A 14,810-nucleotide genomic window follows, 5' to 3' on the forward strand; every position below is an offset into this window, starting at 1 on the left:
TCCAGACCAGATTTGTGTCTCGAGCATTACAGCATCAAGGAGGAGAAATTGTCAGAGATTGTCCAAGTGGAAACACCTGAGGGAAGTCTCTGGGTACGCATCGAGGAGCGCGGCGGTCCCAGGGATACGGCCTTTGGCGGCAGGTACCGACTGGATGATCTCCCTGGTACGCTGCAGACCGTCGTCGGCAATGTGCGCTCGGGACTGCGGAGAGCCGCTCCGGACGAGGTTACGCTCGAATTCGGAATCGAACTGGCCATCAAGGCCGGTGCTTTGGTGAGTGCGGTGACAAGCGCGGGCGGGAAGACCACCCTCAAGGTCTCGGCGACCTGGAGGAAGGGCGGCGAACCCGATCTCCAATTGACCGCGGCCGGCCGACCCGAAGAACCTGACGAAGCGAACGAACCCGATTCCCCCGTCACTTGAATCACTCCCGTTTCGAAAGTGCGACGGGGCCGACGGGCGTCTCGCGCGGCCAATTGCATCGGGCGGTCAAGGGGGACCCTCTGGAATCCGGTGAGGACGGCGGCGCGCATCTGTTCCGCCGTCACGCACTCCTGTTCCGCGGGGGCCGACGGCCGGGAAGAGCCGTCGACCCGCACCGAAGGCCGTCGGCGCGACCGTCTCCACGCATGCGGCGTGTCCACACCGTCACCGGGACGAGGTGAACACGCCGTGGATGCACACGGGTTACGGAATGCCGGCACCCTCCGCGGCCAACGCCGCCGTCACCGGCTGGAAGAAGGTCTCGCCGCCCGAGGTGCAGTCGCCGCTGCCGCCCGAGGTCATCCCGATCGCCGCGTCGCCGTCGAAGAGGGCACCGCCGCTGTCGCCGGGCTCGGCGCACACGTTCGTGTCGATCAGGCCCGAGACCGTACCCTCCTGGTAGTTCACGGTGGCGTCGAGCCCGGTGACCGATCCGCCGTACACGCCTGTGGTGCTGCCGCTGCGCTGCACCTGCTCGCCGACGTAGGCGTCTGCGGCGCGGGTGATCTGCTGTGCGCTGCCGTCGTACAGGTCCACCGCGCTGGGGTGGTCGGCGCCGGGGTCGTCGTACTGGACGAGGGCGTAGTCGGTGCCGGGGAACTGCGAGTCGACGGTCTGACCGATCTCCCCGCCGCCCTGGGAGTCGGACCAGGTCGAGGAGGCGTTGCCACAGTGTCCGGCGGTCAGGAAGTAGGGAGCACCGCCCACGGACACGTTGAAACCGAGCGAACAGCGCACTCCGCTGCCCCAGATCGCGTCACCGCCGGCGGCCAACGGCTTGAAGGGCGAGGCCGTATGCCTCAGAACGGCCTTGTCACCCAGGGAGTTGACCACAGCTGCGAGCCGAGTGCGCTTGGCTCCGGTGACCGTGGGGTCGGCAGTGACGACCACCTTGTCCTGGCGGGGGTCGAGTGCCCACGCGGTGCCGACGATCCGGGCCTGCTTGGCCAAGGTGACGGCTGCCGCGTGGAGTTGGGCCGCGGAGTAGCGCACCACTCTGGGCACCGCGCCTGCGCCGCGGACCTGCTGGGCCGCCGACGGGTCGGTGATGTTGACGACCAGCTGCCGGGATTGCGCATCGTAGTAGGAGCCGGCGGCACGGTCGCCCAGCTGGGCGACGACGGCCGCGGCGGACTTGGCCTGGACTGCCACCGAGGCGGGCGCGGCGGTGGCCGCGTCGGCGCCGGGCAGCAGAACGGCTGTGGCGGCGAGTGCCGCCGCGCCCGTCCCCGTGATGGCGAGGCGGACGGTGGATATCCGACGGTACGTCACGTATGACCTCCTGCGGGGGGTGTCCCACGCCTGCTCGGCAGGCCGGGGCCGGAGGGATGAGGAGCATGGACGCCCCCAGAGAGTTGCGAGGGGCGTGTGCATGCCAAATGCTGGGGTGTCGACGAGTATCGCGATGCGCTGCGCGTGCCCACAAGGCGCTCTTTGGGCCGCACCCCGGTTTGGCCCGGCGGCCCGTCCGGCTGCGAACAAGGGCTCGTCAGGCGCCTGCGAGACCGGGCGCGGTGACGGACCGTGGCCGCACCACTCGGTGTGCGCCTACGCGCCGTGCACCACCGGCTGACCGGATGGCGATGGTTCCGTCCGCTATGCGGAGCGGCGGTCCAGGCACCGGTCGCGAAAGACGAGCGGCACCGTCGGTGCGGGCACGTCTCACCGGTCAGGCGTCGGTGGCAAGCAGGCGGCGCGGATCCGGTGCTCGACTCCGGTGCCGACGGCGTGTGTCAGCTCAGCGGTGTGTTCGTCGCTTGCGGATGTCAGCCGCGGGCCGTCGCTTTCCGGTTCGGCTGCCGGTTCCGGCTGCTGCGTGCCATCACGACCCGGGGCGCAGTCCGTCGACACCGTCGGGGGTGCCGATACCGGTGGGGGCGTCGTAGCCCGGGCCGGCCGAGTAGGGGCCGGCGTGGCCGGTGATGATGTCGTTGAAGGCCTGCGGGCGGGCGTAGGGGTAGGAGTTGGGGTAGGTGCCGGGTGCGGGGTTGCCGGCCAGGGCGTACATCGCGGCCAGCAGCGGGGAGGACACACTGGTGCCGCCGGCAATGAACCATCCGGAGGCACCTGAATTGATGGGAACCGAGTCATAAACCGCAAGGCCGGTGGCCGGATCCGCGACCGCTGAGACATCGACGGTGGTGCGCTTGGCGGGGCAGATGGTGTCGTGCTGGAAGGGCGGCTTGGGCTCGTAGCGGGAACAGCCGCATCCGGTGCCGCTCCAGGCGGTCTCGGCCCAGCCGCGCCGGTTGTTCGCGCGGCTCAGCGTGGTACCGCCCACCGAGGTGACGTACGGGGAGACGGAACGGTAGACCGGTACCCCTCCGGTGTCGCCCGAGGCAAAGGTGAAGGCGACGCCGGGGTGGCCGCTGAAGTGGAAGTCGAAGTCCCTCTCGATGGATGTCTCAGGCACGAACCAGCTGCTGTTGATGAACTTCGTGCCCAGCGCGACGGCTTGGTCGATTCCGGCGATCTGGTCGCTGAAGAGGGCGCTGTCGTTTTCGACGACCAGGATGTGACAGTCAGAGCAGGCGGCGCTCACCGTGTCCACGTCGATGGACTCCTCGAACGACCAGACCGGGTCGACGGCGGACGGGAGAACAGTTCCGCCGCGCTGGTTGACGACACGGAGGCAGCCGTTGGCCTTGGTGCACGGCGGAAGGCTGAACCGGCGACGGTAGACGGCCAGATCGCTCTCCAGGTGGGGATCGTGGAAGGCGACGGTGATCGCCACGGTACGGCCCTCGCCGTGCCGGCCGAACAGGTTGTAGGCGCTGCGGATGTCCGAGGGGCCGAGGCCGGCCGGGTTCCTGCCCTGCGGAAGCGACGGGACGGGCTTCACGTCGGTGCGCATCATGGCCAGACAGGCCGTGTGGCTCTGATCGGACGGCTGGGGGCAGACGCGGACGGCGGTCGACCGACGGAGTCCGACGGCCGAGATGTGAGTCCCGGCGTGCGCGGAGAGTGCGGCCGGTCCCACCAGCGCGAGGGCCATGACCAGCAGCGAACGGATCGGGCGGGCGTGGTACATGACTCTCCTTCAGGCTGAACGGCCGACACCTGCTCGGGCCCGCGCAGCCCGGCCTGCGCGGCCGCGGCCACACCCGTCCCCTTGCGGCGTCAGCAGCGGTCCACGCGTGCCCGGACGGCGTCACCACCGGTCTGCGCGTCCCGGCGCGGCGCCTGTGGTGCCGCCCCCTGTCCGCGCCACCGCGGGCAGCTCCCGCCATGGCCCGCGAGCCGTCCAACTGGCTAATGCAGCACTACGGCCATGTTTCCGTAAGCGGCGTAGGCGTCAGTGAACCGGCCCAGAGGAATGACGTGTTTGCCCCGGGCCGGGTCGTTGACCGTCACAGTGCTGCCGGAATAGGCGGTGACGACTACAGCGTGTTCCGCGGGCCCCGCGTATGGAATACGGGCTCCGTCATAGGCCGTGTACGACGTGGTTGCCGCTCGGCGCCAGAAGTAGTCGACCCAGACGATCGCAGGATGCCCCTGGGAGACCTGGCTCCGTAGCTGGTCAAGTGAGACACCTTGTCCAGCCGCAAGCACGTTCAGGCCGAAGGAGCGGGCCGCTGCCGCCACGGGCGGGTAGTACACACCGAATCCCGTACCGGCTTTCTGGGAGCCGTTAGGATCTCCTACGAAGCTGCGGAAGGGGTTCCCCGACAACGCCCCGGATCGACCGAACTGGTAGTGCGTTCTGTCGATCCCGAACTGCTTCAGGATCGCCTGGTCCCCGGTTCGGATGCCTCGCGCGCCTAGCACCATCCGGAGAGACGCCGCCTCGCAGGTGTTGTTCAACTGCATCCCGTACAGCGGGACTTCACTCGCCCTTGCCGTCGAGTGCGATGCGCTCGGAGACGTCGACGGCTTCGGAGCGGCATGCTGCGACGGCTGAGACGTCATCGACGGCGGCGAGCTGGTGCGGTCGTTCGGCAGCGTGGGTCCGGGGGCCAGCGCCGGGGCCGAGGCGCCTGACACAAGGACGATGGCGCCCGCGGCCATGCCCCCGAGCATCGTCAGGCCGATGCGGAGGGCAGAGCGTATTCGAGGTTCCAGCTTCTGCAAGGGCTTCGCTCGCACACTCGACCTCCTCGGAGTGGACACGGTCAGCCACTTCTCGTGACTTTATGTGTCCGGCCTGGAGGGAGCTCTTCGTGCTACGCCATACGGGCGAAGCGGGACTCGGCGGCGCGACACCTTCCCGGTCGAGGCAGCTGCCCGACTGATTCGGCAGAAGGCGCCGGCCGGGCACGTACCGCATCGGTGGCCCCTGATCTGCAGCGGCGTCCTCCGCCGACCCGAGGTCGCTTCCTGACGGCGCGCGACAAGCGGCCTCGGCATCGAAGAGATGCCGAGGCCACCAGGTGAGGGGAACGAGGCCCTACTGCTGCGGCTGCTGCGGCTGCTGCGGCTGCTGCGGCTGCTGGGGTTGCTGCGGCTGCTGGGGTTGCTGCGGCTGCTGGGGTTGCTGCGGCTGCTGCGGCTGCTGCGGCTGCTGGGGTTGCTGCGGCTGCTGCGGGAGTTGCGGGTTCTGTGGAATCTGCGGGAGTTGCGGGTTCTGTGGAATCTGCGGGAGTTGCGGAATCTGCGGGACCTGCGGTTTCTGGGGCTGTTGCGGCTTCTGCGCCGGCGGCAGCTGTGGCACATTGGCCAGCTTGGCGCAGTTCACCTTGGCGAACTTCGAGCTGACGATGTAGCTGTCGTTCGGGAGCCCTGTGAACTCGAAGTGGCCGTCAGGGGTGGTTGTAAAGGTTCCCACCACGGCGCCCGCGGAATTCCTGGCCGTGACCAGCTCGTTGGCTGGGAATCCGGTGCCTGACACTCCGAAGAAGTTGCCTGGGCCGGATGTCAGGGCACATGAGAAGTCGTTGTGGGGAGCCGCATCAGCCGCTGGGGCGGCGACGACCAGCCCTCCCGCGAGTGCAGCGGCCACTACTGCAGCCGATATCATCGTCTTCCTCATCAGTTTCTCCCATCTCTGAGGGGAAGTCAGGAGCTGACTAGAAGCCACTGTGTCGAGCTAGGCATTGTGCATGAATCGGCCTGCGCTGCTTTCTGAGTAATGGTGGTTCTCGGCGCTGTCGTGCGCGCGATCCCGAGCGATTCGGAGGCTGCTTGTTTCCGGCACAGCACCGGCGGCGTTCTTTGGGCTGCCGTGCATGCGCTCGCGGTCATCCTAGGGACGGTCGGGGGGTGACGTGTGTTCCAGGAACTCAGTCATGAGCCTGGCTGAGTGTTGCTGTACAATCGCCCGCGCATCAAACGGTCTGCCGCGCGAACGGCTGTCACACTCGCAACGCGCAAGGGTTGAAGGACACCGAGACCCACTGGCTCGGCTCATGGTCCTCACCTCAACCGCGTGCATTCTCGAATACGCCTAGGCCACGTGCACTATGAGTGCTTGGAAGACGGTTCCGGGCTCCTGACCGGCCGCCCTCACTCTTCCAGACCAACACAGATCCACGCGTGATGCATCTGCTGGAGAAGAGTCCGGGCAGGGGCTCGGCCACTCCGGCCCGCAGCACAAGGGAGTTAGGGCCACGCAATCGGCCCGGCCTTTTCCTTTGCGGGCTCCGCGTTCGTACCATCCTCGAGCGGGAACTTCAACTGCACTGCGAGCGAGCATGCTTGCAGGGCCGCGCAGAAACCCGGCAAACAGTTGCCCGCCCAACGGAAATCCCCCGGCTCGTTGAGCCAGGAGCACCCTCATCGGCTGACGCTGCAGAGTCACGAGGATCCGCAGGTTGAACGCTCGGGCCTGGAAGGGGCGTCCGCACTCGTCGCCGCGGCCCCGTGTCGCTGTCGGCGGCCAAGGGAGGGAGTGGGCCGGTGAGGGCCGCTGGAATAACCCACCCCGACCTGGGGCACTCGGGACGCGTCGTCGAAGCGCCGATGATCGCGCACGGCCGCCTACGCGACCGTACGACTACGTTGAGTAATCACCGCGGATCCTGGACGCACGGATCGCGGCCACGCGAGAGGAGAGCGACATGACGAGCAGCACCGAGACCGGTAAGGTCACCGGCACTCTGGACAAGGACTACGACCTGGTCTGGTACGTGGAGTCGTGCCTGAACAACGCCCTACGTCTGGAGGCCTACATCGGCGACGCGGAGCGCGAGAACGACAGCCAGCTGGCGGAACTCTTCCGCAAAGCCCAGGCAGACAGCCGCAAGGGCGCCGAGATGGGCAAGGAACTGCTGCGGACCCGGCTCGCCGGCTGACTCACACACGCAACCGGCACAGGTCGCCGGAGCGGCGTCAGGACAGCTGCCCGAGGCGAGGCCGAGGTGGCACCGCCTGCTGCACCGCGAGCGCCGCCCGCTCCAGCAGGCGGATGTCCAAGGAGCGGCCGCGGTCGGCGGAACACCTGACGGGACGCATCGGCGTGCTCGTGCACGGCGTTGCCGTGTCCGGAGCCAGGCGCCGTGACGCTGTGTCCGCGCACGAGGTACGACGTGACCGGCCGCCCCGTCCCACGCTGCTGCCGGGCAGCGCTGGGTGCTCGGACGACTCATGACCCACACCATGCACGAGGACCGGAGGCCACCCGTGAGCAAAGGGGTCCGTTGGGCACACGGTGTCGTCAGTTCTGGAAGCGGGCGTACACAGGAGCGGTCGGACGGTCTTGGCTCTCCACCGTCCCAGCCGGGATGCGAGCCGGCAGATCGAGCAGAGCAAGACGGTGTGAAGGGGTGGCTGGAGGACCGATGACGCACACACCTGCGCGACGCGCGGCCGTCCTGGATGTGGCCGGCTTGGAGACTGCACTGCTTGCCGAGGTCGATGCAGAGGTTCGGTTCGACGCGGGGAGCAAGGGCGCATACGCAACCGACGGGTCCAATTACCGCCAGCCCCCCATCGGCATCGTCGTCCCGCGCGACGTGGAGGCCGGTGCCCGGGCCGTCGAGGTGTGCGCGCGGTTCGGCGCTCCGGTCCTGTCCCGTGGCGGCGGAACGAGCCTGGCCGGGCAGTCGACCAACACGGCTGTGATCATCGACTGGACGAAGTACTGCCATACCCTTGTGTCGGTCGACCCCGACGCCCGCACCTGCGTCGTGGAGCCGGGGATCGTCCTGGACGAGCTCAACCGTGAACTGTCCGACCATCGCCTGCAGTTCGGGCCGAAACCCTCGACCCATAGTCACTGCGCGCTGGGCGGCATGATCGGCAACAACTCGTGCGGGGGGTCCGCACAGGCGTACGGCAAGACCGTGGACAACGTACGTCGGCTGGAGATCCTCACCTATGACGGCGCACGCATGTGGGTGGGGCCCACGTCGAAGGCCGAACGAGCGCAGATCACGGCGGAGGGCGGCCACCGGGCCGAGATCTACGACGGTCTCGACCGCATCATCACCGAGTACCTCGCGGACGTGCGGCGCGGCTATCCGAAGATCCCGCGGCGCGTGTCCGGCTACAACCTGGACTCGCTGCTGCCGGAGAACGGCTTCGACGTCGCCAAGGCCCTGGTCGGCAGCGAGGGCACCCTGGTGACCGTGCTGCGCGCCGAGCTCGACCTCGTACCCGTGCCGCCGTTCCAGTCGCTACTGGCCCTCGGATACGAGGACATCTGCTCGGCCGCCGACGAAGTCCCCCGCCTCCTGGAGCACTGCCGCCCCACCCAGCTGGAGGCCCTCGACGGCCGGATGGCACAGCTGATGCGGGAGGAACACGCGTACCTCGACTCCCTCGACGCCCTTCCGGAAGGCGACAGCTGGCTGCTGGTGCAGTTCGGCGGCGACAGCCAGGACTCCGTCGACGACCAGGCGCACGCGCTGCTGCGGGCGCTGGGCCGCAGCGAGAAGGACCCGGGCGTGGCCTTCTCCGACGACCCGGCGCGCGAGCAGGAGATGCTCAGGGCCCGCGAGGCCGGGCTCGGGGTGACCGCCCGCCCCCCGGACGGGCGGGAGACCTGGGAGGGCTGGGAGGACTCCGCGGTGCCGCCCGACCGCCTGGGCGACTATCTGCGGGACCTGAAGAACCTTTTCGACGAGTTCGGCTACGACCACCCCTCGTTGTACGGCCACTTCGGGCAGGGCTGTGTGCACACCCGTATCCCCTTCGCGCTGACGACAGCCGAGGGCGTGGCCGACTTCCGCCGCTTCGTGGAACGCGCTGCCGACCTCGTGACGTCCTACGGCGGATCCCTGTCGGGAGAACACGGCGACGGACAGGCCCGGGGCGAGCTGCTGACCCGTATGTTCGGCGAGCGACTCGTGGCCGCCTTCGGCGAGATGAAGGCTCTCTTCGATCCGGACAACCGAATGAACCCGGGCAAGGTCGTCGATCCGAACCCGGTCGACGGACAGCTGCGGCTGGGCTCCGCCTGGCGGCCCGCCGCCGTGCGGTCCCATTTCGGCTACCCGAAGGACGAACACTCCTTCACCCGCGCCGTGATGCGGTGCGTCGGCATCGGCAACTGCCGCAGCCACCAGGGCGGCGTGATGTGTCCCTCCTACCGGGCCACCAAGGAGGAGGAACACTCCACGCGGGGCCGTGCGCGGCTGCTGTTCGAGATGCTCGACGGCCACGCGGATTCCGCGATCACCGACGGCTGGCGCTCCACCGAGGTCCGCGACGCCCTGGACCTCTGCCTGGCGTGCAAGGGCTGCCGGTCGGACTGTCCCACCGGCGTCGACATGGCCACCTACAAGGCCGAGTTCCTCGCTCACCACTACGCGGGCAGGCCTCGCCCGGCCGCGCACTACTCGATGGGTTGGCTGCCGGTGTGGGCCAGGTTGTCCCGCCTCGCCCCGTCCCTGGCCAACAGCGTGCTGCACGCGCCCGGACTGTCCGACGCGGGCAAAAGGCTCGCCGGCGTCGACGGGGCTCGCCAAGCCCCCGTGTTCGCGCGAGAATCCTTCCTGCAGTGGTGGCGGTCCCGGGGCACCGAGGAGCCGGACCCCGGCGACTCCCGCACCGTTGTGCTGTGGCCCGACACCTTCAGCACCTACTTCCACCCGGCGATCGCCGAGTCGGCCGTCCGGGTCCTGGAGGACGCGGGGTTCCGTGTCGCCGTCCCCGGCCGTCCCGTGTGCTGCGGGCTGACCTGGATCTCCACCGGGCAGTTGACCGTGGCCAAGAAGGTACTGCGGCACACACTCGGCGTCCTGCGCCCCTGGGTGGAGGCAGGCACCCCCGTCATCGGCCTCGAACCGTCCTGCACCGCCGTGTTCCGGTCGGACGCGCCGGAACTGATGCCGGACGACCAGGACGTGCAGCGCCTGGCCGGGCAGTTCCGTACCTTCGCCGAGCATCTCGTCCACCACGCACCCGACGACTGGCAGCCGCCCGCTCTGGCCCGGCAGGCGACGGTGCAGACCCACTGCCACCAGCACGCGGTCCTGCACGACGACGCCGATCGGGAGTTGATGCGCCGCGCCCACATCGACGCCGACGTCCTCGACGAGGGCTGCTGCGGACTCGCCGGCAACTTCGGATTCGAACGCGGCCACCACGAGGTGTCCATGGCCGTCGCCGAGCAGGGCGTCCTTCCCGCCGTCCGCGCGGCCTCCCCCTCCAGCCTGCTCCTCGCGGACGGCTTCAGCTGCCGCACCCAGATCGAGCAGGCCGACACCGGCCGCCGGGCCCTGCACCTCGCGGAGGCACTGGCGCTGGGTCTCGAGGGGGCCCTGCCCGGCGAGATGCCCGAACGCCTCGCGCAGCGCCCCGTCCCGCCCTCAGGCGTCAGCACCTGGGCGACCTTCGCGGGCGCCGCCGCCCTGACGGCCGTCGGCCTGGGTGCGGTGCGCCGCCTGCGTCGCCCCGACTAGACCACCTGCTCCCTCTGCCTCAGCGGAAAGGTTTCAGGCATGTCCATGAAAGTCTCCGACTACGTCCTGCAGCGCCTGCGCGAGTGGGAGGTGGAGTATGTCTTCGCCTATCCCGGCGACGGCATCAACGGCCTGCTCGCCGCCTGGGGCCGTGCCGACAACCGGCCCCGGTTCGTCCAGGCCCGGCACGAGGAGATGGCCGCCTTCGAGGCCGTCGGCTACGCCAAGTTCTCCGGCCGGATCGGCGTGTGCGCCGCCACCTCGGGGCCCGGCGCCATCCACCTCCTCAACGGCCTGTACGACGCCAAGCTGGACCATGTGCCCGTGGTCGCGATCGTCGGCCAGACCAACCGCAGTGCCATGGGCGGCTCCTACCAGCAGGAGGTCGACCTGCTGAGCCTCTACAAGGACGTGGCCGGCGACTTCTGCGAGATGGTCACCGTCCCCGAGCAACTGCCCAACGTGATCGACCGGGCCATGCGCACCGCCATGGCCCGGCGTTCCGTGACCGCCGTGATCATCCCCGCCGACGTACAGGAACTCAACTACACACCGCCGGAGCATGCCTTCAAAATGGTGCCCTCCAGCCTGGGCATGCCCCACTTCGCGCCGGTGCCCTCCGACGAGGATCTCACCCGGGCCGCCGAGGTCCTCAACGCCGGGAAGAAGCCCGCGATGCTCATCGGTCAAGGCGCCCGCGGTGCACGGCCGGAGGTGATGGGGGTCGCCGACCGGCTCGGGGCCGGCGTGGCCAAGGCGCTGCTGGGCAAGGACGCCCTCGACGACGACCTGCCCTACGTCACCGGCGCGATCGGTCTGCTGGGCACCCGGCCCTCGTACGAGATGATGCGGGACTGCGACACACTGCTGGTGATCGGTTCCAGCTTCCCGTACACACAGTTCCTGCCCGAGTTCGGCCAGGCGCGGGCCGTGCAGATCGACATCGATCCGCACATGGTCGGCCTGCGCTATCCCTTCGAGGTCAATCTGGTCGGCGACGCCGCTCAGACGTTGCGCCGGCTGCTGCCGCTGCTCGAAGGGGCGAAGGAGCGGGGGTGGCGGAAGAAGATCGAGGAGAACACCGCACGCTGGTGGGAGGTCATGCAACGGCGGGCGGCCGTCGACGCGGACCCGATCAACCCCGAATACGTCGCCCATGCGCTCAACGACCTGCTGCCGCAGAACGTGATCCTGGCCGCCGACTCCGGCTCGGCCGCCAACTGGTACGCACGCCACCTCAAGTTGCGCGGCGCGATGCGCGGCTCGCTGTCCGGCACACTCGCCACCATGGGGCCCGGTGTCCCCTACGTCATCGGCGCCAAGTTCACGCACGGCGACCGGCCCGCGATCGCCCTGGTGGGCGACGGGGCGATGCAGATGAACGGCATGGCCGAGCTGATCACCGTCTCCAAGTACTGGCAGGAGTGGGCGGATCCGCGGCTGGTGGTGGCCGTGCTGAACAACCGGGACCTCAACCAGGTCACGTGGGAGATGCGCGCCATGGAAGGCGCCCCGCAGTTCCTGCCCTCGCAGTCCATCCCCGATGTCGCCTACGCCGACTTCGCGCGCTCACTGGGCCTGGGCGGCATGCGCGTGGACAAGCCGACGGACGTGCCGGGCGCCTGGGAAGCCGCCCTGACCGCCGACCGGCCCTTCGTGCTGGACTTCCAGACCGACCCCGCGGTGCCGCCCATCCCGCCGCACGCCACGCTCGACCAGATCGAGGCCGCCGCGGCCTCCGTTCTCAAGGGCGACAGCGACCGCGCCGCGATGGTCCGCCAGGGTCTCAAGGCCAAGGTCCAGGAATTCCTCCCCGGACACCACCGGCACGAGAACCGGCCCACGCCGGGAGGCGGACGGTGACGGACGTGCCGACCGTGAGCCAGGTCGACAGCGCCGTCTACACCGTGCCCACCGACACCCCCGAGGCGGACGGCACCCTCAGCTGGGACAGCACCACCCTCGTCCTGGCCACCGTCCGCTGCGGCGAGGTCGAAGGCCTGGGCTACACCTACGCGCCCGCCGCCGCGGCTCGCGTCATCGACGATCTGCTCGCCCCCGTCGTCACCGGCTCCCCCGCCTCCGACGTGCCGCGCCTGAACGAGGGCATGCAGCGCGCCGTGCGCAACGCCGGACTGCCCGGCCTCGCGGCGCAGGCCATAGCCGCCGTCGACATCGCTCTGTGGGACTGCAAGGCCCGCCTGCTCGGCCTGCCCCTCGTCCGCCTGCTCGGCGCCGCCCGCGACGACGTGCCGGTCTACGGCAGCGGCGGCTTCACCACTTACGACGAGCAGCGGCAGGACCGGCAACTGCGCGGCTGGGTCGAAGAAGACGGCATTCCCCGCGTCAAGATCAAGATCGGGGAATCGTGGGGCCGACGCGAGGAGCGGGATCTGCGGCGGGTCGCGCAGGCCCGCGCGAGCATCGGGGAGACGGCCGAGCTGTATGTCGACGCCAACGGCGGCTACAGCGCGAAACAGGCGGTCCGAGTCGCGGCCGCCTTGGCCGAGAAGAACGTGACCTGGTTCGAGGAGCCAGTCTCCTCCGACCACCTCTCCGCCCTCGCCGCGATCCGCAACCAGATCACCGCGGACGTCGCGGCGGGCGAGTACGGATACACGCTGCCCTATTTCGCGCACATGCTGGCCGCCGGAGCCGTGGACTGCCTCCAGGCCGACGTCACCCGCTGCGGCGGCATCACCGTGTGGCTCCGCGCCGCCGCCCTGGCGCAGGGCCACGGACTGCAAATCTCCGGACACTGCGCTCCCCACGCCCACGCCCATGTCGCGGCCGCCGTGCCCAACCTGCGACACCTGGAGTGGTTCCACGACCATGTGCGCCTCGAACACCTCCTCTTCGACGGCACCCTCGACCCCGCAGGCGGCAGCGTCACCCCCGGCGGCGACGGAACATCCGGCCTGGGACTGCGCCTGGCAGCCGAGCGGGCGCAACGGTTCCGCGTGGCCTGACACCCGAGCCGGAACGCGTGGGACGGGCAGGGCGGCGGGCCCCGGCGGTTTCAACGTCGACCGGCGGGTGTCCACCGCGCCCTTCTCGGACGCCGTGAACGCCATGTCCGGCGGCACCTGGGGCGGTTGGGCCGTCGCGCTCGCCGCCCTCGTGCAGATGACCGGCTGCCTCAACGGCTGGACGCTGCTGAGCGCGCAGACCCCGTACGCCGCGGCGCAGGACGGGCTGTTCCCCGCCGCCTTCGCTCGCCGAGTGCGGGGCGTTCCGACCGTCGGTGTCACCGTCGCCCTCGCCTCGCTGCTCACCGTCTACAACTGCATGTCGGGTTCGGCCAAGGTCTTCGAGATCCTCGCGGCGGTCGCGGCGGCCTTCTCGACGTGGCTCATCGTGGGCGCCGGGTTCGCGGCGGTGTACCAGGGGGTGCTGTTCCTGTTCGCGGGGGTCGTGGTCTACGCGGTGCTCGCGGCCCGGCGGCAGAGGACGGCCTGATCCGGCGGACGCCTCCGTCACTCTCCTGGCTCAATCCCTGGGCGGCTGCGGCTGCGGCTGCGGCACCAAGATCCACGGCCGGACCACGTGGCGGCAGCCGTTGGTCCGCCCGATCCGTCGCAAAACCCTCGCGGAATTGTCCGTGATCGGTAACAGACACATCCTGTGGCCTTCTTTCTCCGTCCTGACAGGTGCATGGGACCCACGAGGACAGCAAGGGGCGGGGCAGACATGGTGAGGCGTGGCGGGCGGGGATGGCATGGTCGGGTGCTCGCGGCGGCGGTAGGTTTGACGGCGGCGGCCGCTGCCACCTCGGTGTGGACAGCACAAGCCGGTCCCGTCGAGGGGCCGCCCGCGCGAGCGGGCGTCTCTGCGGGCCCTTCCGCGCCGGATGCCCGGCCGCAGGGCCCCGGAGGGGCGCCGGTTTCGGTGGACATCGCCCATGCCTCGGACGCCGGCGCCCGGGGCGTCAACATCACCATCGACGACGGTCCCGACCCGGTCTGGACGCCGCAAGTGCTCCAGGTGCTGCGTGACAACGGTGTGAAGGCAACGTTCTGCATGGTGGGCACACAGGTCCAGGCGCATCCGGACCTGGTCAAGGCGGTCGTGGCGGCCGGGCACCGGCTGTGCGACCACACCGTGTCGCACAACACCGCCATGGACCGCAAGTCCGAGGCATATCAGTCACAGCAGATCCTGGACGCCGAACGCATGATCACCGACGCGTCCGGGGGTGTCCGGCCGCTGTACTACCGGGCCCCGGGCGGTGCCTTCACCCCGTACAGCCGCCGTCTCGCCGCCTCCCACGGGATGCGGCCGCTGGGCTGGAACGTCGACTCCAAGGACTTCGAGCGTCCCGGCACGGCCGCCATCGTCGCCACGGTCAAGCGAGAGATATCCAACGGCCCGACCGTCCTCTTCCACGACGCGGGCGGAGACCGTTCCCAGACCGTGAGCGCCCTGCGCGAGGTCCTGCCATGGTTGAAGCAGCATGGGTACTCGTTCGGCTACCCGGTGCACTGAGCACGGCTCGGGCGTAGGGGGCTCTACGCCCGACCGGCGACGTTGCCGGAACCAACA

Annotated in this window: 10 protein-coding genes and 1 pseudogene; 8 read left to right on the forward strand and 3 right to left on the reverse strand. The window is 69.5% G+C overall.

Features of this window, described 5'->3' with window-relative positions:
- Positions 1 to 48: 48 nt before the first annotated feature.
- Positions 49 to 426: a CU044_2847 family protein gene (locus AAW14_RS01410; RefSeq protein WP_265558915.1), complete on the forward strand. Its 378-nt coding sequence runs from the start codon at positions 49 to 51 to the stop codon at positions 424 to 426.
- A gap of 264 nt (positions 427 to 690) precedes the next feature.
- Here the strand turns inward: AAW14_RS01410 and AAW14_RS01415 are convergent, their stop codons facing one another.
- From AAW14_RS01415 to AAW14_RS01425, 3 genes are all read right to left on the reverse strand, one after another.
- A complete protein-coding gene (locus AAW14_RS01415) occupies positions 691 to 1,758 on the reverse strand; it encodes a S1 family peptidase (protein ID WP_265558918.1) in 1,068 nt (355 codons plus the stop codon).
- 550 nt (positions 1,759 to 2,308) lie between these two features.
- Entirely contained in the window at positions 2,309 to 3,517 is a 1,209-nt protein-coding gene (locus AAW14_RS01420; protein WP_265558919.1) for a S53 family peptidase, read from the reverse strand.
- A 221-nt stretch (positions 3,518 to 3,738) separates the two neighbouring features.
- Complete coding sequence (locus AAW14_RS01425; protein ID WP_265558921.1) at positions 3,739 to 4,572, reverse strand: C39 family peptidase; 834 nt, start codon at positions 4,570 to 4,572, stop codon at positions 3,739 to 3,741.
- A 268-nt stretch (positions 4,573 to 4,840) separates the two neighbouring features.
- On the opposite strand from AAW14_RS01425, the gene AAW14_RS01430 reads away from it, so the two are divergent.
- The 7 genes and pseudogenes from AAW14_RS01430 to AAW14_RS01460 all read left to right on the forward strand — a co-directional run bounded on the left by AAW14_RS01430 (position 4,841) and on the right by AAW14_RS01460 (position 14,753).
- Entirely contained in the window at positions 4,841 to 5,311 is a 471-nt protein-coding gene (locus AAW14_RS01430) for a hypothetical protein (protein ID WP_265558922.1), read from the forward strand.
- Between the two features lie 1,171 nt (positions 5,312 to 6,482).
- Positions 6,483 to 6,716 carry a hypothetical protein gene (locus AAW14_RS01435; protein ID WP_265558924.1) on the forward strand — a complete coding sequence of 78 codons (234 nt, stop codon included), beginning with the start codon at positions 6,483 to 6,485 and terminating at the stop codon, positions 6,714 to 6,716.
- 486 nt (positions 6,717 to 7,202) lie between these two features.
- Complete coding sequence (locus AAW14_RS01440) at positions 7,203 to 10,268, forward strand: FAD-binding and (Fe-S)-binding domain-containing protein (protein WP_265558926.1); 3,066 nt, start codon at positions 7,203 to 7,205, stop codon at positions 10,266 to 10,268.
- Between the two features lie 39 nt (positions 10,269 to 10,307).
- Positions 10,308 to 12,131, forward strand: coding sequence for a thiamine pyrophosphate-requiring protein (locus AAW14_RS01445; RefSeq protein ID WP_265558928.1), 1,824 nt, complete (start codon positions 10,308 to 10,310; stop codon positions 12,129 to 12,131).
- Complete coding sequence (locus AAW14_RS01450) at positions 12,128 to 13,237, forward strand: enolase C-terminal domain-like protein (protein WP_265558930.1); 1,110 nt, start codon at positions 12,128 to 12,130, stop codon at positions 13,235 to 13,237. The genes AAW14_RS01445 and AAW14_RS01450 overlap by 4 nt, the downstream gene beginning before the upstream one ends.
- Positions 13,238 to 13,295: 58 nt before the next feature.
- Positions 13,296 to 13,727 (forward strand): annotated as a pseudogene (locus AAW14_RS01455) (amino acid permease); the annotation flags it as partial.
- 231 nt (positions 13,728 to 13,958) lie between these two features.
- On the forward strand, positions 13,959 to 14,753 hold the full coding sequence (locus tag AAW14_RS01460; protein ID WP_265558931.1) for a polysaccharide deacetylase family protein: 795 nt from the start codon (positions 13,959 to 13,961) through the stop codon (positions 14,751 to 14,753).
- Positions 14,754 to 14,810 lie beyond the last annotated feature (57 nt).

The sequence above is a fragment of the Streptomyces hygroscopicus genome, assembly GCF_026168105.1.
Classification (GTDB): Bacteria; Actinomycetota; Actinomycetes; order Streptomycetales; family Streptomycetaceae; genus Streptomyces; species Streptomyces hygroscopicus_D.